Genomic DNA, 20,511 nt, shown 5'->3' on the forward strand with positions numbered 1-20,511 from the left:
ACGAGGGCCGGGGTGAGGTGCGCCCGGAGCTGTGGGAGCAGGTCCTGGCCGCGGTGGCCGGGTCGACCGCGGCGGCGACGCAGGAGGCCTACCGGCGGGACTGGGCCCGGTTCGCGGCCTGGGCCGGCGAGCAGGGGTATGTGGCGTTGCCGGCGTTGCCGGCGGTGGTCGCCGGGTACCTGACCGCGGCCGCCGCCGAAGTCGACGAGTCCGGCCGGCCCCGGTACAAGACCGCCACCCTGATCCGGTGGGTGGCCTCGATCAACCAGATCCACCGGGCCGCTGGCCACCCCGGGCCCGGCGCAGCGAGCTGGTCCGCCGCACCCTGGGCGGCATCAAACGCCAACACGGCACCCGCCCGTCCCGGCGGGACCCGCTGCTACTGACCGACCTGCGGGCCCTACTCGGCCCCATCGGCCAGTCGTTCGGGGGGTGGCCGGCCGGGGTCGCCGCCCGCCGCGACGCCGCCCTGATGCTGCTCGGGTTCACCCTGGCCGCCCGCCGCAGCGAACTCACCACCCTGACCCTCGGGGACCTGACCCTGCACGGCGACGACGGCCTGCACGTGCTGCTGCGCCGATCCAAGACCGACCAGGAAGGCCGCGGCCAGGTCAAGGCCGCCCCCCGCGGCCGCAACCTCGCCACCTGCACGCCCTGCGCCGTGACCCGGTGGGTGCAGCTCGTGCACGCCGCCGACACCGCCACCCCGACCCCGGACGGCCGGGACGGGCAACGCCTCGCGCTCATGCCGGTCCTGCGCCGGCAGATCCGCCCCGTGCCCGGTGACGGGCACGTGTGCCGCGACCCCCTCCCCACCCCGGCCGACCCGACCGCGCCGGTGTTCCGGGTGGTGCACCGCACCGGCCGCCTCTACCCCCGCGCGATGGGCGGGGACGCGGTCAACCAGGTCATCGCCCGCCGCGCCGCGGCCGCCGGCTGGCCCCCGGAGAAGATCGCCCTGCTCGGCGGGCACTCCCTACGGTCGGGGTTCATCACCGAAGGGTTCCGGGCCGGCGGAGACCCCGCCGCGATCATGCGGCAGACCGGGCACCGCAACCCCGCCCAACTGGAGACCTACCGCCGCGAACACTCCCCCCTGGTCGGCAACATCGTCCAACAACTCGACCTATGACCAGCACCCCGCCACCGCCGGCGCCGGTGGGGGAGCAGCCCGTCAAGATGTCGCCGGCGTACCGGGCGGCGTGGGAGCTGTTCGTCGACTGGTGCACCACCACCGGCCACACCCCGCTCCCCGCCGGCTCGAGCACGGTGCTGGCGTTCCTGCACGATTGCCCGGCCGCCCCGGCGACCCAGGCCCTGCGGGTCCGGGCCATCACCACCGCCCACACCCACGCCGGCCACCCCGCCCCGCCCCGCACCCCCGAGATCCTGGACGTCCTGCGCGGACGGGCCCGGCGGCCCGACCCGCGGATCCCGCTCCCGCCCGGGCACGTCGACCAGCTCCTGACCGCCCTCCCGATCCACGGGTGGACGCAAGGCTGGTTCGGCCGCCGCGACCGCGCCCTACTCGTCCTGGCCGACACCGCCCTGACCTACCGGGCCATCGCCGAACTGACCGTCGGCGACATCTACTTCACGCCCGCCGGCGCCAGCGTCCACAGCGGGAACGACGTCGTCGAGCTGCCAGTCGGGACAAGCCCCGTGCGATGCCGGCCCTGCGCCCTGGCTCTGTGGATCGACGCCCTGCAGCTCGCCGCCACCAGCGCCACCGTCCGGGTCGCTCGCACCGTCCACCGCGCCGCACCGCTCACCGCCGACAGCCCGCACCGTTGCCGACAACCCGTCACCATCACCGACGGCGCCCTACCGCTGCTGCCCGCCGCCAATCCCTGGGGCCAACTCGACCTGCAACCCGCCCCGATCACCCGTCGGACCGTGTCCCGCCTCGCCCGCAACGACGAGCCCCGCAACCACCGGCACCACCCACCACCAGCCGGCGAATCACCGACCCCGCCGCCTGCGGCCCCGCCCCCGCGCGTGCGGCTGGAACCGCTCGACTCAGCCAGGGCGGCCGCCGTACGGAACGCCACCGCAGCCGCTCTCGCGCCGCTGACCGTCGTTCTCGATGACCTTGACGCTGCCGCAGTCGAACTCGAACGTAAGTCCGTGGCGCTATTGAAAAAATTTGTAGGCGAGTGACATCTACTCACTCAGTACTATTTGACAGTTAAGTCAATTGACGCTTCGAATCGTGTTGAATACCCACTTCGTTTGGCGACCAGCCAGTCAGCGTACTGCAGCAAGCCCAAGGCTAATGCAATGGACGGGCAGATGGTCAGAACGTTAACGGTTCCTCGAACTAATGTGCCCGTCTCGGTCTCTTCAAGGGACTCGAATTCCGCAGAATTTAGGTGAGCCCAGGATCGAGCGTGAGCGTGACCACTGGCAACACGCCACAAGATGACAGCGCTGTCCGGCTTTGCGCATCTCGATTCTCGAGCCGCTACCTTGATGCATTCAACGGCGGCAGGGCCGTTCACGATCTGCTCACGACTCATTGCCCATGGTAATAGTTCGAGCTTTTCGGTAAGCCTGGCGCTATGCGCTTGTCGCAGGCTCAGACCCAGGCGCTGTCGTTTACGAGCAGAATAGGTAAGTTCGATTGCAGTGATCTCATCAATTGCATCCCTGTTCCACATTTGAAACGCGCGGGCGAAGCGCTCCTTCTGAGAATCGGGAGACGCAATCCAGATCGCGTATGCCGCCGCCTCGATGACAACCCGTGTGAGCGTCCAAGCCGAGTGAGATGGCCATTCGGCTAACCCTCCCGGTGGCTGCCCTGTTAGCCGACGCAGTACTTGCATATGGTCTCTGGCAGCGGCCAAATGAACATTGCACCAGTAAGGTGGTGTCGGATGCCTCATTAGCTTGAGGTCGTCGCCGAAAGAGCTAGCCGGTAAGACCCTAAGAGGGCGCTCTGCCTCGTAGAGTTCATGGAACGCCCGGTAGTAGGACTCGATCTCCAAGAGGGCTGACTGTTCAGTTGAGAGTCCACCAGGCACTTCGTGCATCGGCAGCCTCTCAAGTCTATCGGACGCCTCGATCGGTAGCGGTAACTATGAGGATAAAGCTGGCACGCGATGTCCATCAGATCCTTCCAGCGCCAGGCGCCGCTGGTTGACTGTCGGAGGTATTGCCCCCTCTAGGATCGCTTTTTGTACCACCACTTTCCTGTGTAGAAGAAGATCGGTATGAATAGTAGTATGAGTAGTCCAAATGCGGTACTTGCCACTACTCCGTACCCTTGAGTGATTCCTAGGGTAGTCAGTGCGATAGCACACACGAAACCTAGAATTGAAATCGCTATCTTGGCCTTTCGGAAACCCTCTTCGTCATACTCGCTGGTAGGCGTCATTGGTCTCCTCGGGTTCTAGTGAATGCAACATGCTACCAAGCAAGGGGAACCAGCGAGCCGGGCGGCCCCCTTGCTTCCAACTAGCAGGCGTTCTCGGAACAGTAATCCTCGCCCACCTGAGCCGAGGTGGTAGCAACGCCGTAGGCTGCTGATGCTCCCCATCCGGCTTGCGCCGAGTCATAGGCTCCCGCGACAGATTTGCCAAGGGCCCCACCCAGGACGCCCACGGTGACGTCTGTTGCGATCCCACCAAGGACTTCGTCAGATGATTTGCCCTTCATGACGTCCGAGGCGGCACCCAGAGCGCCAGCGACAATACCGGCTCCGATACCCCACCAGCCGGGGAAGAAACTCCCGACCATGCCGATGGCGTCACTGGCGACTCCCAGAAAGTCTGCAAAGTCCAGGCCGCTTGGGTCGCTATAGGTGACGGGGTTGTTGCCGGCGTAGGCGTAGCGGTTGGCTTCCTGGCCGGAGGGGTCAGGTTGAGTGAAGCGGCCGGTATTGGGGTTGTAGTAGCGGGCGCCCATCTTGTACAGGCCGGTGGGGTCGAGGTAGGCGCTGGTGTATCGCCATGGGTTGTTGGTGGCTTCGGAGCCGGTGGCGGACAGGGTGTTGCCGTACGGGTCGTAGGTGTAGGCGGCGGCGCTGGCGCCGGAGGAGTTGGTGACCAGCAGGACGGAGTTCAGGTTGTCCAGGGTGTAGTAGAAGCTGGCGCCGGGGTCGTTGTGCCAGGCGACGAGGGTGCCGTTGGGTTCGCGGATGTACTTTTCGCCGCTGCTGCTGGTGGTGCGTTGTCCGACCTGTCCGCTGGCCAGGTTGGTTGTGAAGCCGGTGCCGCCGGCCTGGGTGCGTTCGTTGTTGCTGACGCCGGCGTAGGTCAGGGACGCGGTTCCGCCGCTGGTGGTGCCGGTGAGCTGGTCGAACCCGTTGTAGCTGTTGCCGCCGCTGGTCTGGTTGCCCTGGCCGTCGTAGGTGTAGGTGGTGGCCCCGGACGGTGCGGTGCACGAGCTGCTGGTGCCGGTGCCGGACCAGCAGAGCTGGTCGGCGGCGTTGTAGCCGTAGTTGGTGGTCGCCGCGGTGCCCAGGCTGCTGCCGGTGATGGCCTGCTGGGTGCGGTTGCCGTTGAGATCGAAGACCCAGGTGCCGGTGCCGGTGGTGACGCCGCTGCTGTTCTTGACGGTGGCGGTCTTGAGCTGGTTGGCGCTGTCGTAGGTGTAGGTGGTGGTGTTGTTGTTCTGGTCCTTGATGGTCTGCACCAGACCGGTGTCGGTGTTGGTGCCGGTGGTGTAGGTGTAGGCGCGTTTGACCAGGGTGCCGCCGGAGGGGTTCAGGCCGGTGACGGCGGTGAGCCGGCTGCTGGTGTCCCAGGTGTAGGTGTTCTTGCCGCCGGTGGGGAACTTGTTCTCGGTGCGCCGGTTGGCGTTGTCGTAGGAGAACCCGATGCACTTGGTGGAGTTCGGGAACGACGGGGTGGCCGGGCAGGACCCGCCGGGCTCGGCCAGGGAGGTCAGCCGGTTCGCGGCGTCGTACCGGTAGGTGATGACGTCCAGGGACCCGTTGCCGCCGTCGGCGCTGGTCAGCTGGTTACCGACCCGGTCGTAGGTGGCGTAGCTGTTGAGCCAGGCCGCACTGGCCTCGGTCTTGGTCAGGGGCCGGTTCTGGGCGTCGTAGGTGATGGTGGCGGTGCCGGCGGCGCCGGTACGGCTGGTCATGTTCCCGGCGGCGTCATAGCCCTGGGTGACCCCGGACGCGGCGCCGCAGTTGCTGGAGGTGGTGGACACCTGCCGGATGCGGTCGTTGGCGTCGTAGCAGGTCCAGGTGGTGGTGCCCTTGCCGTCGACCTCGCTGGTCTTACGGCCGGCGGCGTCGTAGGTGAACGTGTGCGCGCCCAGCGGCGAGGGGTAGGTGATCGTGGTGACGTTGCCGGCGGTGTTGTAGCTGTAGCTGGTGACGTTGCCCTTGCCGTCGGTCACCGAGCACAGCTGCCCGGACTTGCCGCCGCACGAGGCGGCGGTCGCTCCGGAACCGCCCTGGTACTTGTAGCTCCAGGTGCCCAGGGCGCCGGCGCCTCCGCCGGCCGGGGCGCCGCGGACCTCGCTGGCGGTCTGGCCCCACGAGTTGTAGGTCAGGGTCGACTTGTTGCCCTCGGCGTCCTTGACGCTGGTGGGCCGGTAGTCGGCGGTGGCGCCGCCCCCGATCGCCGTCGGGTAGGTGTACTCCACGGTCCGCCCCGCCGCGCCGGTGCCGCCGCTGCCGCCGGTCGGGGAGGTGACCTTGGTCAGGTTGTACGTCGAGGTCGCGAACTCCATGTTCGTGGCGTCGTTCAGAGCGCTGGTCCGCTTGGTCAGCTCTCCGTGGGCGGCCCACACGCTGCCCGTCGAGTGGTTCAGGGCGTCCTTGACGTCCTCGACCTGCTTGGTCGCGGTGACGTAGGTGTAGGTGGTCGTGTTGTTGTTCGAGTCGGTCACCGTGGTCTGGGTGGACGAGGGGTAGGCCCACGTCCAGGTGCCGGACACCGCGGTGTCGTTGGCGCCGAACACGGTCGAGGTCACCTTGCTGCCGGTGCCGTAGGCGAAGTCGGTGCGCCGGCCGGAGCCGTCGGTGATCGAACCGAGCCGGTTGGCCGAGTTGTAGGCCCAGGTCGTCTGCTGGCCGGTGGCGTCGGTGACCTTGGTCAACGCGCCCTTGGGGCCGCCGTAGACCAAGGTGATGGTCCGGTTCAGCGAGGTGTCGGTGATGGTCGTGGGCTGGGTCGGGTTCGGCGAAGCCGAGTACCCGAAGTTCACGACCCGCCCCTGGGTGTCGGTGATCTTGGTGAGCTTGCCGCCGGCGTAGGTGTAGGTGATCTTGTTCTGGCCGGTGACGTCCTCGGTGCGGACCAGCTGCAGGTTCGCACCGTCGGAGATGTAGACGTTCTTGACCTGGGCCGGGTGGAACACCAGCTCATAGGTCGCGCCGGGGCTGGTCTCCCAGTTCGGGGAACCGTTGACGGTGCGCGTGAGATGGGCGTTGATGTCGTTGGGCACGTTGAACACCCCGGTAGACCCGGTCTCGACGAACTTGAATGCGGTGCCCTTGCCGTCGGTGTAGCGCATGGAGCCGTCGGAGTTGCGGTACAGCTGGGTCTCGAACAGGCCCATGTTCAGGGTCGGCCGGAAGTCGTTGAACGAGTTGTAGCGGACCCCGATCCCTACGGCCGGACCGACGCCCTTGAGGCCGAGGAGCTGTTGGGTGACCAGCAGGTTGCCGTTGGTCGGGTTGACCTCGACCTGGGTGCGGTCGTTGATCGACCGAGAGGACGGCTGCTGCGAGCCGCGGGACCCGGACTGCTCGACCGCGGACCCGGACGCCGGGCCGACGACGTTGCTGTTAGTGAAATAGCTCTGGGCGTCGACGATCACGTTGATCGACCCGGACGTCGAGTTGTTGCGGACCTTGATCTTGCCGTCGGTGCACCCAACCCGGGTGATCACCGTGTTGGAGGTGATCGCGTCGGCGGAGAAGTTCATCGACGCCGCGGTCGGCGTCGACTCATCCGACGGCCACACCGTGACTGACCCGTCCGGAGCGGAGGCCGAGTCGGCCATCACGTGGAACACGACACCGGCGGCGTTACAGATGTCGGCCGGGACGCCCTGGGCACCGGCGACCTGCACGTCACGGGTCGTTCCGGCGGCCACCTTGTTAGTCGAATTGGTCTGCAGCAGCCGGTAGCCCAGCGGGGTCCACGCCGGGTTGGACGGTTGACCGTCGAAGTAGCCGAGCACGTTGACCTTGATCGGCACCGACGGGTTGGCGTTGGTCATCTTGATGGAGAACTTGCCCTGCGCGTCCAGGTCGATGATCGTGCCGATCGAGACCTTCTTTGGGAACTCGTACCGGATCGTCGTCGGCGGCGGGGTGGTCGCCGCCGACGGGAACGCCACGAACTCACCCGGACCAGTCGAGGCAGTCGAGTCGACCTCGAGGTTGGCGTAGATCGCGGTCGCGGTGATGGGGATCTGCCCGACACCGGTGGCCTGGATGGGGCTGGAGGTCTGCCCGGACGACAACGGACCCACGGTTCCGAGATCGGCCAGGCCGGAGACGTACCCGCCGGGGGCGGGCGCGCCATTACCGGTGGTGAAGTAGCCCTGCACGTCGATCTGGATGTTCGGGATCGTCGCCCCGGCCGCCCACAACTTGATCTTGCCGTCGTCACCGTTCTCGATGACCACGGTGTTGGAGGCGCCGTCGACCTCCTCGAAGTTCAGCAGGGTCTGCGCCGCCGCCGCCGAGCCGCCGGTGTTGGCCTCCGCCGAGATCCACCCGTTGGACGAGCTCGGGTTGATGATCGACACCGTGGCCACGATCGCGGCCACATTGCTGGTCGGCAGACCCGCGGCCCCGTTCACCGTGATCACCCGCGGCGTCGCGGTCAGATCACCGCTGAACCCGACTCCGGAGGTGTTGTTGACCAGCGTGGCCTGCGGGATTGGAACGAACTGACCGCCCGTACCCGTCGGGTCCGCCGCCGCCGGAGCACCGGTGGGCGCCGCGGCGACCTGCACCCCGAACACCACCAACACCACCGCCACGATCCCGGCGATCAGCCGCCGACCCCTACCGCGCCAGCCGCCGCCGCAGCGCAGAGCGGCCTGATTTCGGGCATGGCGAAGCAGGGCAGCAGACATGGTGATCCCCCGAAGAAGGAAGGTGTCAACTCGAAGACCCAGATCCCACCCTGTAGGCCAAACGAGCATGTGAACGAGCTATGACAGCCTCGCACAATCGGGGCATAGCCATGCCACAGCGACAACTGAACCAATGGATAGATACCGTAGGCAGAGGGATCGTTACCCGAATGCAAGAAATCGTCGCGGGACGTTACGCAGTCGAGATAACAAACTGTCACAGCGATATGCCGCTCGATAGATCTGAGCGGGCGACATCGGACCCTCGGACCAGCGAGGACACCAACGACCAAGATCAACATTCCGGGTCGAAACCGGTCATAGGTTGAGCAACCCGATCGTGTCCTATCGACCGCCGATGTTCATGTGCTTCGTGCCGACGCATACACCGTGGCGTGCGGGCGAGGTGCGTAGGCCTGGCTTTGGGGATGGGTCATCGAAGCGGCTGACACCATGGTCAAGATGGCCAATGTCGAGGTGGGCGGACGTTGCAAGATCAGCGTTGGCCTGGTCGCCATCACGGTCCGGGGCCACCTCGGTGCGGTCTATCAGTTGGAGCTGACCGAGCCGATCAAGTCAGGACAAAAGCTTGACTTCCTAGATGATTCGTAAACGCTGCGCCCAACTGACCCAACGTGAACGAACGCGATGCTCCTATTTGGAGTGGCAGGGAAAGATCGGTAGCGGCCACGGAAGGGGCACTGCGGATGACAGAGCGCAAAAGACCGGTACCAGCTTGCCCGGCATGGTTAACTGAGGAACAATGCTTAGAAATGCTGGGCCAGTGGCTTCTGTACTCGCCGGAAGTTCGGTCAGCCGAACAAGCGCTGATGGGTGGACATTTTCCTCACTCAGGCACCGACCTGTTTGCAGACGACCTCGCCACCAGCCCGGAGCAGATATCGCACCGCATTACGTCGCGGATCGACGTCGCGGCGGACCATATCGAGTCCCTGCGACTGAATATCTTTCAGGAGGAGCAGATGGCTCCTCCCTACGCCATGTTCTCCTTGCTGCGCGGAGCAGTTGAAAGCGCTGCCACCGCGTGTTGGTTGGCCTTCCCGGCCGACGCCGTGACCCGGCGGCTTCGCGCCCTACGTGTAGCCCATCACGAGGCGAAAGACCACGAGACGTACGTCCACCACCAGATGGAACGCAACCCGAACCTTCCGCAACCAGAAGGTAGCCCACCCACGACCGCGCCGAAGAGGCTGCTCGAGGCGCTCCAGTTCAACCCTGCTAAGAACAAGCTGACCTACGTCGAGATTATGAAGGATGTCGATAAAGAGATCCAGATCGTTCCCGGCCGAGCGTGGTGGTGGGAGATCGAGAACTGTTGGCGCCTCTGCTCGGCAATGGCGCACGGACGGCGATGGGCCCAATCAACCGTTCTGAAAATGGAGATAGTATCCGAACCAGAACAAACGCAGTCTGTGACTGCGAGGTTCACGCCCTCCGCTCAATGGCTGGCCTGGGCAATCGTTCATGCCGTTGGCATGATGGACTTGGCCTTATATCGAGCGCAAGAGCTGGGTACTCGCCGTGACGGCCAGGAATCGACAACCTGAAAGTTCTGCCCAGGCCTCGGCGAGGTGTGATCGTTTCCGAGACACCTGCGGCGGCGGGCTGTTGGCCCAGCTCACCCGTGTCTCAGATCGTTCGTCCGGCGCTGTGTCCGACCAACCCGCGTCTTTGAGACGACGCTGCGGGGGACGGCGCCAAGGTCGGGACTGACCCGAGCGCTATCGGCACCACTTGGTGTCTTGGTAGACCAACGTCATACGAGACGGGCAATCACCGGCTAGCGGTTCGGGATCTTCCCGCTGTTATGCAGAGCGAGGACGACAACGACGAGGACGACGTACCAGACTGCCCGGGCGATGACCGGCCAAGAGCGGCGGAGGAAGCTGCTGCCCGGGGGTGGCCTCTGTTGGGGTTTTCCGCTCTTCCGTTATGTGGGGTCGTCAACGGGGTATCCATGACGTCGTCGACGAGGTGTCAACGGCTGCCAGCGTCGTGTCGTGGACGACTTATCTGAGGTGTCCGCGACAGCGAATCTCAGCTGAGGGCCGGTCGTCAGCTCGTTGGTCCGGCGTCCGTCGAAGGCGGGGAGTCCTGGTCGTACCGGTAGGTGACATCGAAGCCCTCGCCGAGAGCGGTTCGGACGCGGTCTGTCAGCGCGCGGCCCTGCTCGATCCATCGTTTGTCCTGTTCTGGGGTGGTTTCTCCTTCGCCGGCGCGGTGCCATTCCTCGGCCCACGCCAGCAGGTCACTGATCAGTTCTCCGCCAAGGGGGAGCATGTCGAGTTGCCGAATGTTCGCACCGTGCCGCCCGGCGCCGCCCTTGATCCACAACGGGGTTGAACTCCATGTGCACGGAGAAGCGCCAGCGCGGCTGGCCTTGCGCGGGAGCGCGTGTCCATGGGGGTGGTGGCAGGTCGGACTGCGGCATCCATCTGCCCGACTCACCTCGTCGAATCGCGTAGCCCCGGGCGTCGGCACGGAGCTGGGCGGCGTGCTCGTCCAGGTCGACGTCGTCATCGACTTGAAGGGCTCGGCGAATCCGCTCGTCGTGGATACCGGCTTTGCGGGCTTCGCCGACGAATGCGGTCGCTGACTGCCGACCGTGGATGACGGCTTCGTCGAGCAGCAGGCTCCAGTCGAACAGCACGTCGTTGGGCATCGGCGGAAGATTTTGGCGCCGCGCCGCGAGCGTGTAGAGCGCCAGGGGAGCGAACCCGGCCTCGGTCATGCTGCCAAGTCCGTTGGCCTGTAGCCACGCCTTCAACGCCTTGGTGCGGTCAGGCAGCTTCGGTACGGGGCGGGGCGAGTCCGCTTCGGTCGGCATAGACAAGGATGCCCGATTCGGTCGACCTGAGGTCTTAGCCTTGCGGGGTGTCCGGCATGTTTCACGTCAGCTCGTCGGTCAATCGTGCGTCGATCGAGCGGCACGGCTTGGACTGGACGTACATGCGTGATGCACCGGGGATCGCCGGCAGTCGGGCCCCCGAAGTCGCCGGCGTCTTCCTGGTCTCCGACTACTCGACGGTCCTTTTCTTCGTCCGCATCAACAACACCGGCGGCCCGGTCGACGTCTGGGCTGTCGAGGACGTCCCCGACAGCGACCTGATCGACAACGGAACCGGCTTCGTCTATGTCCCGTACCCGATCCCCGCCCATCGCCTGACCCTGCATGAGCCGGGACCGACCAGCGCCGGACATTCACCGGCCGACCATCACGGGGAAGCCGTTCCTCCCGTGGTCGCCACCCTCTCGGGCGCCCCGGAACCACTCAGGCCATGGACCGAGTACACGCCCGATCTCGACGCATCTACCGCGCGGGATCTACCGTTCTCCAACAAGTCTGACCTGCTGAAGCGACCGCCCACCGGCACACTGACCCGGTGACCCCCGCAGATCGGCCCGGTCGACCGGACGACGGAGAGGCGCGTAGGCGGCTGGCGGCGATACGTGCCCAGCACCTCGCGGCCCAACCGCCGGTCGATGTACCCCTGTCGCAGGAGCTGCCGGTCGCGCTCGCGGTGAACCTGGTTCTGGCTCGCAGCGACGATGTCGTCGTCACCCTGCCCCTGGCGATGCTGTCCACTGCTGGGCTCGAGCTGTCCATTCGAGCCGTCGCCCGCCGCGGCGGCGACCGCGACGGCGTCCAACTCGCCGGCCCGCCCGTGCCCCTCCCCGGAAGAGACCCGGCACCGCCGTTCCTGTTCGGTGTGGTCTACGCGGACGGCCGGCGAGCCGACAACGCCGACGCGCGACCCAGTGGCCCGCCCGGCCCATTCTCGGACTCGACTGAACCCCGGTTGACCTTCCAAGGCGGCGGTACTCAGCACTCCGGTCGGGTGTCCACGGTGTCCTACTTCCTGACCCCCGCCCCGGAGCGAGGCGACCTCACCCTCGTCACCGCCTGGCCCCACCATCACCTCGCGGCCACCCGGACCACCATCACCGCCGCCGAACTGGACGCCGCCCGCAGCAGGATCGTCACCCTGTGGCCCGAGCACGCACAGCCCCCCGCCGCCCCGACCCGCTGGCTGCCACGGCTCTGATTTTCGGGACAGCGGGCTCACACAGCAGGTGGCTGGGGCGTCTGCAGTGCGTTCATACCCTCGCGCATTCCCTGGAGATGTCCGTGCCGACAGCGTCATCGCAGCGATCGTGGAGCACAGTGGCGATGTTTGTTGCCCTGGCGGCGACGTGGGGGTCGAGCTTCCTGCTGATCAAGATCGGCCTGGAGGGGCTGACGCCCGAGCAGGTGGTGTGGGGTCGATTGGTGACGGGAGCCGCTGCCTTATTGGCGATTTCGGCAGCGACCCGGACACCGTTGCCGCGGGACCTCGGGTTGTGGGGGCACCTCGTGGTGGTCGCTCTCCTGCTGTGTGTGGTGCCGTTCTCACTGTTCGCGTGGGCCGAGCAGCATGTCTCATCAGGGATGGCCAGCGTGATCAACGCGACCACGCCGCTGATGACCATGCTTGTCGGCCTGGTGGCGCTGTCGCAGGAACGTCTGTCCCGCGAACGTCTCACCGGCCTGCTGCTGGGTTTCGCCGGAGTGATGGTCGTCGTCGGGATATGGGACCGGTCGACCGGCGGAGAGCTGGCCGGCCAGGTGGGTTGCCTCGGTGCCACCGCGAGCTACGGACTCGGGTTCGTCTACCTACGGCGCTTCGGCTCCGGCCGTCAGCTTCCCGCGCTGAGCGTTGCCACGGCACAAGTCCTGCTGGGTGCTCTGATCATGTTGTTGGCGACTCCGATCGTCATGGAGCCGGCTCCGCTTCTCACCCCTCGTGTCGTGGGTGCCATCGCCCTCCTGGGCGTGACGGGTACCGGGCTGGCCTACGTGTGGAACACGGCGATCGTCCGACGCTGGGGGGCCACCAACGCCGCCGCGGTCACCTACCTCACCCCGCTGGTCGGTGTCCTTCTCGGGGTCGTCGTCCTGGGTGAGGACGCCACCTGGAACCAGCCGGTCGGTGCGCTGGTCGTCGTCGCCGGCGTGGTCATCTCCCAGGGCCGGGTCCGCCCTCCGCGACGTCTCATCGAGGCGACTGACCAGGAGTCGGCTGCTGCCGCTCCGACAACGGTGCCGTCGTCGAGTGGGCTCGAAGCGACCACCCCACGCCGGCGATCGCGACGACTCCGATCGCGGCGCCGGCCAACCAGGTGAGCACATCGGGGCGGATGATCGACTGGCCGCGCAGGGCCTGCCAGGTCAGCAACGCGGTGGTCGCGGTGAGGACCGTTGCGGTGACGACGACGAGTCGGGCGCGGACGTCGACCTGGCGCAGCACCGGAACCCGGCGGCTCAGCAGTTCACAGACCAGGAGGGCCAGCGGAATGATCTGCAAGGCATGCATTCCCAGGAAGTGGGCGATGCGCAGGTCGCCACCCTCGGTGCTCCACCCGACGATCGGCAGGCCGGCTCCGTCGTCCGGCACCCCGACGGAGTGGGCGCCGATGGCACCCGCCGGGGCCTGCAACTGGGCCGCCGTCGGCAGCACCATCAGGAAGGCGACCGCCATGCCCAGGATCGAGATGAGGGCACCGGAGCGGATGGCCAGGTTGCGGGCGCGGTCCGGGCCCGGGCTGGCCAACAGGAACAGCGACAGGACGAGGGTCGCCACCCAGGCGACGACGATCGCGGCGCCCATCACCGCCCACAGCGTGGCGTCCAGACCGGTGGACACGTTGAAGTGACTGGTGGTGCCTCGGAGCACGGCGGCCACGATCACCACCATCTCGACACCCAGCATGAGTGCAGCGAGAGTGCCCATCCACCAAGCAGTCCGCTGGAACCGGGTGAGCTGCCGCAGCAACCATGACCAGGTCAGGGCGTAGATGGCGATCGACACAGCGAACTTCAACGGCTTGGCCCAGATGGGCTGACCGGTGAGCGTGCGGCCGTCCGCCACCAGTCCGCCGACCGCGATCAGGGCGCAGATCGCCATCGCCGCGGTCAGGGCCAGCAGTGGTCGGTGCCAGGGCAGCGGTGCGCTCGGGATCCGTTGGCGGGGAGGGCTTTCGGTCAGTCTGATCATCGGGCGCTCCTGGTGTGACCGGGGGGCGGGATTCCGGCCGGGTCGTCCCGGCGACGGACCGTGCTGTCAGAGCTGGGGGTACTGTTTGCGCGCGTGGTGCTCCTGGGCCATCCGTCGGAGGGCGAGGATCAGAGCGTCACCGAGAACCGTCCCGGTCACGACTGTCTCGACCATCTGGTCGCGTTCGCCGTCCGAGTCGCGGACCAGCTGCAGATCCGCCTCGGCGACGACGTCCGCCGCCATCGCCGCGGCGCGCACCAGATCGCTGTAATCGGTGCCGTCCAGGTGCTGGAACGTGGCCAGGACGTCGACTGCCGCGGCCCGGCCGGGATTGCCGGCCGAGACCTGCCAGCCCTGCCGGAGGACCAGCTCGTCGAGCGCTAGCTCGGCGGACTGCCGGTCGACCGCGGTCGCCGCGGCGACGAAGCCGGACACCGAACGTTGAGCAGCGCTGAGCACCTCATTGACCGAGGTCGACTCGTCGTCCATCGCCGCGATGACTTCTGTGGCGTGGGCGATCGACAGGCCGCCGATGTCCAACAGTGCCCGCACCAGAGTCAGGCGGCGGACGTGCGACTCGTCGTACTCGGTCTGCGTCCGGCTGGTCGGCAGGCCGGCGTGCAGCAGACCGGTCCGCAGGTAGTACTTGATCGTCGCGATCGGCACGCCCGTCCGCTCGCTCAACCGGCCCACTCGCATACTCGAAACCATAACTATCGATAGTGACGATCGCAAGTGTTGGCCGACAGTCCACGACAACGTCCAGGACCGGCCCGACCGGTCCTCCCGCCCCGGCTGGTCAGCCAGCACCAGGAGCATCATCGGCAGCGGGCCGAACCCCCGGCCCCGTCCCCGCGGGAGCCGGTATGTGGCAGGACCTGATGACCATCCAGATCCCCGTGCTGGAGAAAGTCGTCCGCACCGTTCTGGTCTATGCACTGATCGTGTTGATCTTCCGGGTGATCGGGAAGTCGGCGATCCAGAGCATGAATACCATGGATTTCGTCGTGATCTTCCTGCTGTCGAACGTGGTGCAGAACGCGATCATCGGTGACGACAATTCGCTGCTGGGTGGGGCCATCGGCGCCGTCACGCTGGTGACGGTCGACCAGATCGTCGACCGGCTCGCCTACCGCAGCCCCTTCGTCCGCAGCCTCGTCGAGGGCCGGGCCACGCCAGTCATCACCGACGGCCGATTGGACCGGAACGCGTTACGCCGGCTGGGCATGCGCCCAGCGGAACTGGAGCACGCCGTGCGGGTGCAGAACGGGGAATCGGTCGACCAGGTGTGGTCCGGCGTCGTCGAGCCGAGCGGGCAGCTGGTCCTCGACCTCCGCACACAGGACCAGTCTGCGACGCAGGCCGACGTCCAGGCGCTGACGGAGCGGCTGGCCCGCATCGAGGCGCTGCTCACCGCGGGGGCGGGTGGTCCCACCGTCAGCTCGACCCCGAGGAGCTGATCGCTCGCGCCGGACGGTGGGTGCCGATGGCGATGGCGACCGCGCGGGTGGGTACCCATCCAGGGCTGGGGTGGCGTCGAACCACCCGGACGGCGGGGCTCCAGGAGCCGGCCGCGGCCGGCTCGGTGAGCCGGTCCGAGACGAAGACGGAAGGAAGTGCTCGATGACCGAGATCACCGCTCACCACGGCCTGTTCAAGGACACCAACCTGCACGTCGACGACACCGGCGGCAGCGGCCGTCCGGTCGTTCTGATCCACGGCTGGCCGCTGTCCGGCGAGGCCTGGAAGGATCAGGTCCCGGCGTTCGCCGACGCGGGCTACCGGGTCGTCACGTACGACCGTCGTGGCTTCGGGCGCAGCGACAAGCCGTTGACCGGTTACACCTACGACACCCTGTCCGAGGACCTGCAGTCCATCCTCGAGGGACTGGATCTGACCGACGTCACCCTCGTCGGGTTCTCGATGGGCGGCGGTGAGGTCGCCCGGTACCTGTCGAAGTTCGGCAGCGACCGCATCCGCAGCGTCGTGTTCGCCTCGGCCGTCCCGCCGTACCTGCTCAAGACCGGGGACAACCCGGACGGTCCGCTGGAGAAGTCGGCCGCCGCGAAAATGGCCGCCCAGCTGACCGCGAACCAGGACGAGTTCTACGACCAGTTCACCACCGAATTCTTCTCCGCCAACGGCGTTCTCAAGGTGACGGAGCAGCAGCGGCAGGAGGCGTTGGCCCTCGCCCACCAGGCCAGCAAGCCGGCCGCGCTGGCCTGCATGGCCGCCTTCGGCGGCACGGACTTCCGTGACGACCTGACCAAGGTCACGGTCCCGACCCTGGTCATCCACGGTGACGCCGACGCGACGGTGCCGTTCGAGGGATCCGGGGCGCGTACGGCCGCGGCCATTCCGGGCAGCGAGGTCAAGGTCATCTCCGACGCCCCGCACGGGGTCACCGTCAGCCACGCCCCGGAATGGAACGAGGCGGTTCTGGACTTCCTGCGTCGGCACTGAGCAGAGAACGTCCCGGTGGACCCGCCGGGACATGGGTCAGGCGGGTCTGACGTCGTTCAGCGCCCGGACGAGCTGGTCGACCGCCTGCGGGTGGTCGGCCAGCCACGTGTCGGGGCCGAACCGGGCCACCCACACCTCCAGCACGTCAGCGGCGGTGATCGACCGGGCCCGCAGTCGCCGGGTCAGCTCGCCCACCTGAGCGCTGTATTCGTCGTCGGGGGCGCCGAGGGCGAGCAGGCCTTCCGGGTCGGCGGCAGTGATCACCGTCTGGACGCGGCCGCGCAGCTCGTCGGCCGCCGCGCTCGCTTCGCCGTTCGTCGTGTGTTCGTCCACCGGATGGCCTCCCGTCGCCCAGGGCCATGACCGGCCCGATCTCGCCGCCGGATCCTCTCAGCCCCCGACTCGTGATCGGCGTCGCGGTCGCTCGACCGGGCCCGCACGGGTGGAGCCGCCGTAGGATCGCCCGACCGGCAGCCGAGGGGACAGCATGGCGAACAGCGAGCAGGCGGCCCGCGAGGTCTTCCTCCGGCGGTACGACGAGGTCATGCAGTCCTGGCCGGACGCCGGCGGCACTCCACGGCACCTCGACCTGACCTCGGAGTTCGGGACGACGCGGGTGTGGGCGGCGGGGGCCGACCCGGCCGATGAGTCGGTGCCCGCCCTGGTTCTGCTGCCGGCCTACCAGGCCACGTCCGCCGAATGGATCCCGCTGGCCCTCGCCCTGGGCGCGACGAGGCGGGTGTTCGCGGTCGACATCCCGGGTGACGCCGGACGGAGCGTCGCCGGTTCCCGCGCCCTCGACGACATCACCGCCCTCGTCCACTGGCTGGACAGCGTGCTGGACGGGCTGGGACTGGCGAACACGGAGATCGGTGGCCACTCCTACGGCGCGTGGATCGCCCTGCGGTACGCCGTCGACAGCCCCGACCGGGTGGGCCGGCTGATCCTGGTGGATCCGACGATGGTGTTCCTACCGCTCTTCCCGACGTACATCCTGCGGGCCGCCCCGGCGATGAGTCGCCCGTCCCCGCAACGGCGGCTCGGCGTGATCCACTGGGAGAACAAGCGTTCCGGTCATGAGCTGGACGAAAGCTGGCTGCAGCTGGCCGAATTGGCCGGCGGCGCCTTCCCCTCCGTACCGTCCGCCCGGACCCCGATCCCGAAAGCCACGATGCTGCAACGGCTCACGATGCCGGTGGAGGTTGTCGTCCCCGGAAGAAGTCGGGTACATGTGGCCCGGACCCTGGCCCGCCGGGCCAGGACCCGGTTGCCGCGCGGCACCGTGCACACCGTCAAAGACGCCGGCCACTACAACGTCCCGTGGGTCGGTGCTGCTGAGATCGCCGGTGCCATCACGGATTCTGCGACCGGTTGACCGGGGTGCCCCAGTAGGGGTAGGGCACACCGGCCACCAGGACATCAGGACGTCAGGAGTCGAGCTCGCCCCGGATGAACGCCTCGACCTTGTCGCGAGCGACGTCGTCGGCGTACTGCTCCGGCGGCGACTTCATGAAGTACGACGAGGCGGAGAAGACCGGGCCACCGATGCCGCGGTCCTTGGCGATCTTGGCCGCCCGGACGGCGTCGATGATGACACCGGCCGAGTTCGGCGAGTCCCAGACCTCCAGCTTGTATTCCAGGCTCAGCGGCACGTCCCCGAACGCGCGCCCTTCGAGGCGCACGTAGGCCCACTTGCGGTCGTCCAGCCACGGCACGTAGTCGCTCGGGCCGATGTGCACATTGCGGGCCCCCAGATCCCGATCCACCTGGGAGGTGACGGCCTGCGTCTTGGAGATCTTCTTGGACTCCAGGCGGTCCCGCTCCAGCATGTTCTTGAAGTCCATGTTGCCGCCCACGTTGAGCTGCATGGTGCGGTCCAGCAGCACACCGCGGTCCTCGAACAGCTTGGCGAGCACCCGGTGGGTGATGGTCGCGCCGACCTGCGACTTGATGTCGTCGCCGACGATGGGAAGGCCGGCGGCCCGGAACTTCTCGGCCCACTCCGGGGTTCCGGCGATGAACACCGGCAGGGCGTTGACGAAGGCGCAGCCGGCGTCGATGGCGCACTGGGCGTAGTACTTGGCCGCCTGCTCGGACCCGACCGGCAGGTAGCAGACGACGACGTCGACGGCTGCGTCCTTGAGTGCCTTGACGACGTCCACCGACGGCGCGGGCGACTCGGTGACGGTCTCCATGTAGTAGCGGCCGAGACCGTCCAGCGTCTCGCCGCGCTGCACCGGCACGCCGAGCGGCGGGACGTCGGCGATCTTGATGGTGTTGTTCTCGCTGTTCAGGATCGCCTCGGACAGGTCGAAGTCGACCTTCTTGGCATCCACGTCGAACGCGGCCACGAACTCGAGGTCGGAGACGTGGTAGTCGCCGAACTGCACGTGCATCAGTCCGGGGACCCGCGATCCAGGAACGGCGTTGCGGTAGTACTCGACGCCCTGGACCAGGGACGACGCACAGTTGCCCACGCCGACGATGGCGACGCGGATGGGGTGCCGTTCCCGGCCGGCCAGGCCGGGCTCGGAGAGGGTGGCGGTCTCGGTCATGTGGTTCCTCCAACGGTTCTCGGTGTGAGAGTGCGGGTGGGACGGGACATGCGGCGGAGTGGAGTCAGGGGTGTTCGGGGGTCGGGCCGGCCGCTGACCGGCGACCCCGCCGTTCGGTGTCGATGAGTTCGTTGAGCCACCGGACCTCCCGGTCGGAGGCGTCGAGACCGAGCTGGTGCAGCTCGGCGGTGTACTGGTCGAGGCGTTCGGCGGCCCGAGCCATGGCCGTGCGCAGACCTTCTCGCTTTTCCTCGACCCGTCGCCGCCGTCCTTCGAGGATCCGGAGTCGGGTCTCGGCCGAGGTGCGGGCGAAGAAGGCCAGGTGCACGCCGAAGCCGTCGTCCGACCAGGCGTCCGGCCCGCCGTCGCCGAGCAGCTCGCTCAGGTGGTCGCGACCGGCGTCGGTGATCCGGTACGTCACGCGCGAGCGACGGCTGGACAGCGGAACGGCATCGACGTCCGCGACCGGTTCGTCCGCCGCGATCCAGCCCGCCTCGTTGAGTCGGCGGAGCGCCGGGTAGAGCGAGCCGAAGCTGAACGCCCGCAGCGTGCCCAGCGTGCTGCGCAGCCGCTCGCGCAGCTGGTAGCCGTGCATCGCAGATTCGGCGAGCAGGCCGAGGACGGCCAGATCGAGGACTTGCGCGTTGCGTACCACTGTCCGGCCCACCCCCTCGCTGCATCGCCCGGATGTATCGCGACGATACACACGTCGATCTGTACCGTTTCGACCCGGACAGGGCCTGGGCGGCCGAGTTAGGCTCCTGAGCGTCGCGAAACGACTGTGCCTGCGGAGGTGTCATGACCACCCTGACCGACCGTCCGAACACGGCCCTGCTCGTCGTCGACGTCCAGAACGGCGTCGTGGCCACCAGCCCGAACCGTGACGAGGTGGTGGCCAACGTGGCCCGCCTGGTCGACCACGCCCGGGCGGAGGGCGTGCCGGTCGTGTGGGTCCAGCACAGTGACGAGGGCCTGCCCGAGGGGTCCGACGACTGGCAGTACGTCCCGGAGTTGACCCGGAACGACGACGAGCCCCTGGTCGCCAAGAACTGGGGTGACTCCTTCGAGAACACCGATCTGGCCGACATTCTCGCCGAACAGAAGGTGGGTCGACTCGTCGTCTGTGGTGCTCAGTCGGATGCCTGCATCCGCAGCACCCTGCACGGTGCCGTCGTGCGCGGGTACGACGCCGTTCTGGTCGCCGATGCCCACACCACCGAGGACCAGACCGCGTGGGGCGCACCGCCGCCGCAGGACGTCGTGGCCTTCACCAACCTGTACTGGCAGGGTCACCGGGCTCCGGGCCGGCAGGGCGGCATCGTCACCACCGACGCCGTGGATTTCGCACCCACCGACTCCTAGGAGCCGTGCGTCCTCACCGGTGC

17 protein-coding genes are annotated in these 20,511 nt (G+C 67.5%); 11 read left to right on the plus strand and 6 right to left on the minus strand.

Going from position 1 to position 20,511, the window contains the following annotated elements; genetic code table 11:
* The first annotated feature begins 247 nt into the window (after nucleotides 1-247).
* Entirely contained in the window at nucleotides 248-1,132 is an 885-nt protein-coding gene (locus FDO65_RS19470) for a site-specific integrase (RefSeq protein WP_137451385.1), read from the plus strand.
* The gene (locus tag FDO65_RS19475; protein ID WP_137451386.1) at nucleotides 1,129-2,160 is read left to right on the plus strand and encodes a site-specific integrase; all 1,032 of its coding nucleotides are present in this window, start codon (nucleotides 1,129-1,131) and stop codon (nucleotides 2,158-2,160) included. The genes FDO65_RS19470 and FDO65_RS19475 overlap by 4 nt, the downstream gene beginning before the upstream one ends.
* Nucleotides 2,161-3,456: 1,296 nt before the next feature.
* On the opposite strand, the gene FDO65_RS19480 is transcribed toward FDO65_RS19475, so the two are convergent.
* A complete protein-coding gene (locus FDO65_RS19480) occupies nucleotides 3,457-8,052 on the minus strand; it encodes an RHS repeat-associated core domain-containing protein (RefSeq protein WP_137451387.1) in 4,596 nt (1,531 codons plus the stop codon).
* Between the two features lie 435 nt (nucleotides 8,053-8,487).
* Between FDO65_RS19480 and FDO65_RS23175 the strand changes: the two genes are divergently transcribed.
* Both FDO65_RS23175 and FDO65_RS19490 read left to right on the plus strand, forming a co-directional pair.
* Nucleotides 8,488-8,664: a BMC domain-containing protein gene (locus tag FDO65_RS23175; RefSeq protein ID WP_276606880.1), complete on the plus strand. Its 177-nt coding sequence runs from the start codon at nucleotides 8,488-8,490 to the stop codon at nucleotides 8,662-8,664.
* 161 nt (nucleotides 8,665-8,825) lie between these two features.
* Entirely contained in the window at nucleotides 8,826-9,620 is a 795-nt protein-coding gene (locus tag FDO65_RS19490) for a hypothetical protein (protein WP_137451389.1), read from the plus strand.
* Between the two features lie 701 nt (nucleotides 9,621-10,321).
* Here FDO65_RS19490 and FDO65_RS19495 read toward each other — a convergent pair.
* Nucleotides 10,322-10,804, minus strand: coding sequence for a hypothetical protein (locus tag FDO65_RS19495; RefSeq protein ID WP_137451390.1), 483 nt, complete (start codon nucleotides 10,802-10,804; stop codon nucleotides 10,322-10,324).
* A 143-nt stretch (nucleotides 10,805-10,947) separates the two neighbouring features.
* Here FDO65_RS19495 and FDO65_RS22590 point away from each other — a divergent pair, with 143 nt between their 5' ends.
* The 3 genes from FDO65_RS22590 to FDO65_RS19510 all read left to right on the plus strand — a co-directional run bounded on the left by FDO65_RS22590 (nucleotide 10,948) and on the right by FDO65_RS19510 (nucleotide 13,237).
* Nucleotides 10,948-11,460 carry a hypothetical protein gene (locus FDO65_RS22590; RefSeq protein ID WP_205850178.1) on the plus strand — a complete coding sequence of 171 codons (513 nt, stop codon included), beginning with the start codon at nucleotides 10,948-10,950 and terminating at the stop codon, nucleotides 11,458-11,460.
* Nucleotides 11,457-12,119 carry a hypothetical protein gene (locus FDO65_RS19505; RefSeq protein WP_137451391.1) on the plus strand — a complete coding sequence of 221 codons (663 nt, stop codon included), beginning with the start codon at nucleotides 11,457-11,459 and terminating at the stop codon, nucleotides 12,117-12,119. The genes FDO65_RS22590 and FDO65_RS19505 overlap by 4 nt, the downstream gene beginning before the upstream one ends.
* Nucleotides 12,120-12,244: 125 nt before the next feature.
* A complete protein-coding gene (locus tag FDO65_RS19510; protein ID WP_137451392.1) occupies nucleotides 12,245-13,237 on the plus strand; it encodes a DMT family transporter in 993 nt (330 codons plus the stop codon).
* Between the two features lie 937 nt (nucleotides 13,238-14,174).
* On the opposite strand, the gene FDO65_RS19520 is transcribed toward FDO65_RS19510, so the two are convergent.
* Entirely contained in the window at nucleotides 14,175-14,807 is a 633-nt protein-coding gene (locus FDO65_RS19520) for a MerR family transcriptional regulator (protein ID WP_137451393.1), read from the minus strand.
* A gap of 167 nt (nucleotides 14,808-14,974) precedes the next feature.
* On the opposite strand from FDO65_RS19520, the gene FDO65_RS19525 reads away from it, so the two are divergent.
* The gene (locus FDO65_RS19525) at nucleotides 14,975-15,568 is read left to right on the plus strand and encodes a DUF421 domain-containing protein (protein WP_137451394.1); all 594 of its coding nucleotides are present in this window, start codon (nucleotides 14,975-14,977) and stop codon (nucleotides 15,566-15,568) included.
* Nucleotides 15,569-15,731: 163 nt separating this feature from the next.
* Nucleotides 15,732-16,571, plus strand: a complete 840-nt coding sequence (locus FDO65_RS19530; protein ID WP_137451395.1) for an alpha/beta fold hydrolase — start codon at nucleotides 15,732-15,734, stop codon at nucleotides 16,569-16,571.
* Between the two features lie 36 nt (nucleotides 16,572-16,607).
* Here FDO65_RS19530 and FDO65_RS19535 read toward each other — a convergent pair whose 3' ends face one another.
* Complete coding sequence (locus tag FDO65_RS19535; protein WP_137451396.1) at nucleotides 16,608-16,904, minus strand: hypothetical protein; 297 nt, start codon at nucleotides 16,902-16,904, stop codon at nucleotides 16,608-16,610.
* A gap of 154 nt (nucleotides 16,905-17,058) precedes the next feature.
* On the opposite strand from FDO65_RS19535, the gene FDO65_RS19540 reads away from it, so the two are divergent.
* The gene (locus FDO65_RS19540; protein WP_137451397.1) at nucleotides 17,059-17,946 is read left to right on the plus strand and encodes an alpha/beta fold hydrolase; all 888 of its coding nucleotides are present in this window, start codon (nucleotides 17,059-17,061) and stop codon (nucleotides 17,944-17,946) included.
* A gap of 52 nt (nucleotides 17,947-17,998) precedes the next feature.
* On the opposite strand, the gene FDO65_RS19545 is transcribed toward FDO65_RS19540, so the two are convergent.
* Nucleotides 17,999-19,126, minus strand: coding sequence for an inositol-3-phosphate synthase (locus tag FDO65_RS19545; protein ID WP_137451398.1), 1,128 nt, complete (start codon nucleotides 19,124-19,126; stop codon nucleotides 17,999-18,001).
* A gap of 64 nt (nucleotides 19,127-19,190) precedes the next feature.
* Nucleotides 19,191-19,721 carry a PadR family transcriptional regulator gene (locus tag FDO65_RS19550; RefSeq protein ID WP_137451552.1) on the minus strand — a complete coding sequence of 177 codons (531 nt, stop codon included), beginning with the start codon at nucleotides 19,719-19,721 and terminating at the stop codon, nucleotides 19,191-19,193.
* Between the two features lie 203 nt (nucleotides 19,722-19,924).
* Between FDO65_RS19550 and FDO65_RS19555 the strand changes: the two genes are divergently transcribed.
* Complete coding sequence (locus tag FDO65_RS19555) at nucleotides 19,925-20,488, plus strand: cysteine hydrolase family protein (protein ID WP_137451399.1); 564 nt, start codon at nucleotides 19,925-19,927, stop codon at nucleotides 20,486-20,488.
* Nucleotides 20,489-20,511: the final 23 nt, after the last annotated feature.

The organism is Nakamurella flava, from assembly GCF_005298075.1.
GTDB classification, from domain to species: domain Bacteria; phylum Actinomycetota; class Actinomycetes; order Mycobacteriales; family Nakamurellaceae; genus Nakamurella; species Nakamurella flava.

Coding starts and splice junctions, on each gene's coding strand:
- FDO65_RS19475 (WP_137451386.1), top strand. CDS start 1,129: ATGACCAGCACCCCGCCACCGCCGGCGCCGGTGGGGGAGCAGCCCGTC.
- FDO65_RS19480 (WP_137451387.1), bottom strand. CDS start 8,052: ATGTCTGCTGCCCTGCTTCGCCATGCCCGAAATCAGGCCGCTCTGCGC.
- FDO65_RS19490 (WP_137451389.1), top strand. CDS start 8,826: ATGCTGGGCCAGTGGCTTCTGTACTCGCCGGAAGTTCGGTCAGCCGAA.
- FDO65_RS19495 (WP_137451390.1), bottom strand. CDS start 10,804: ATGACCGAGGCCGGGTTCGCTCCCCTGGCGCTCTACACGCTCGCGGCG.
- FDO65_RS19510 (WP_137451392.1), top strand. CDS start 12,245: ATGTTTGTTGCCCTGGCGGCGACGTGGGGGTCGAGCTTCCTGCTGATC.
- FDO65_RS19520 (WP_137451393.1), bottom strand. CDS start 14,807: ATGCGAGTGGGCCGGTTGAGCGAGCGGACGGGCGTGCCGATCGCGACG.
- FDO65_RS19525 (WP_137451394.1), top strand. CDS start 14,975: ATGTGGCAGGACCTGATGACCATCCAGATCCCCGTGCTGGAGAAAGTC.
- FDO65_RS19530 (WP_137451395.1), top strand. CDS start 15,732: ATGACCGAGATCACCGCTCACCACGGCCTGTTCAAGGACACCAACCTG.
- FDO65_RS19540 (WP_137451397.1), top strand. CDS start 17,059: ATGGCGAACAGCGAGCAGGCGGCCCGCGAGGTCTTCCTCCGGCGGTAC.
- FDO65_RS19545 (WP_137451398.1), bottom strand. CDS start 19,126: ATGACCGAGACCGCCACCCTCTCCGAGCCCGGCCTGGCCGGCCGGGAA.
- FDO65_RS19550 (WP_137451552.1), bottom strand. CDS start 19,721: ATGCACGGCTACCAGCTGCGCGAGCGGCTGCGCAGCACGCTGGGCACG.
- FDO65_RS19555 (WP_137451399.1), top strand. CDS start 19,925: ATGACCACCCTGACCGACCGTCCGAACACGGCCCTGCTCGTCGTCGAC.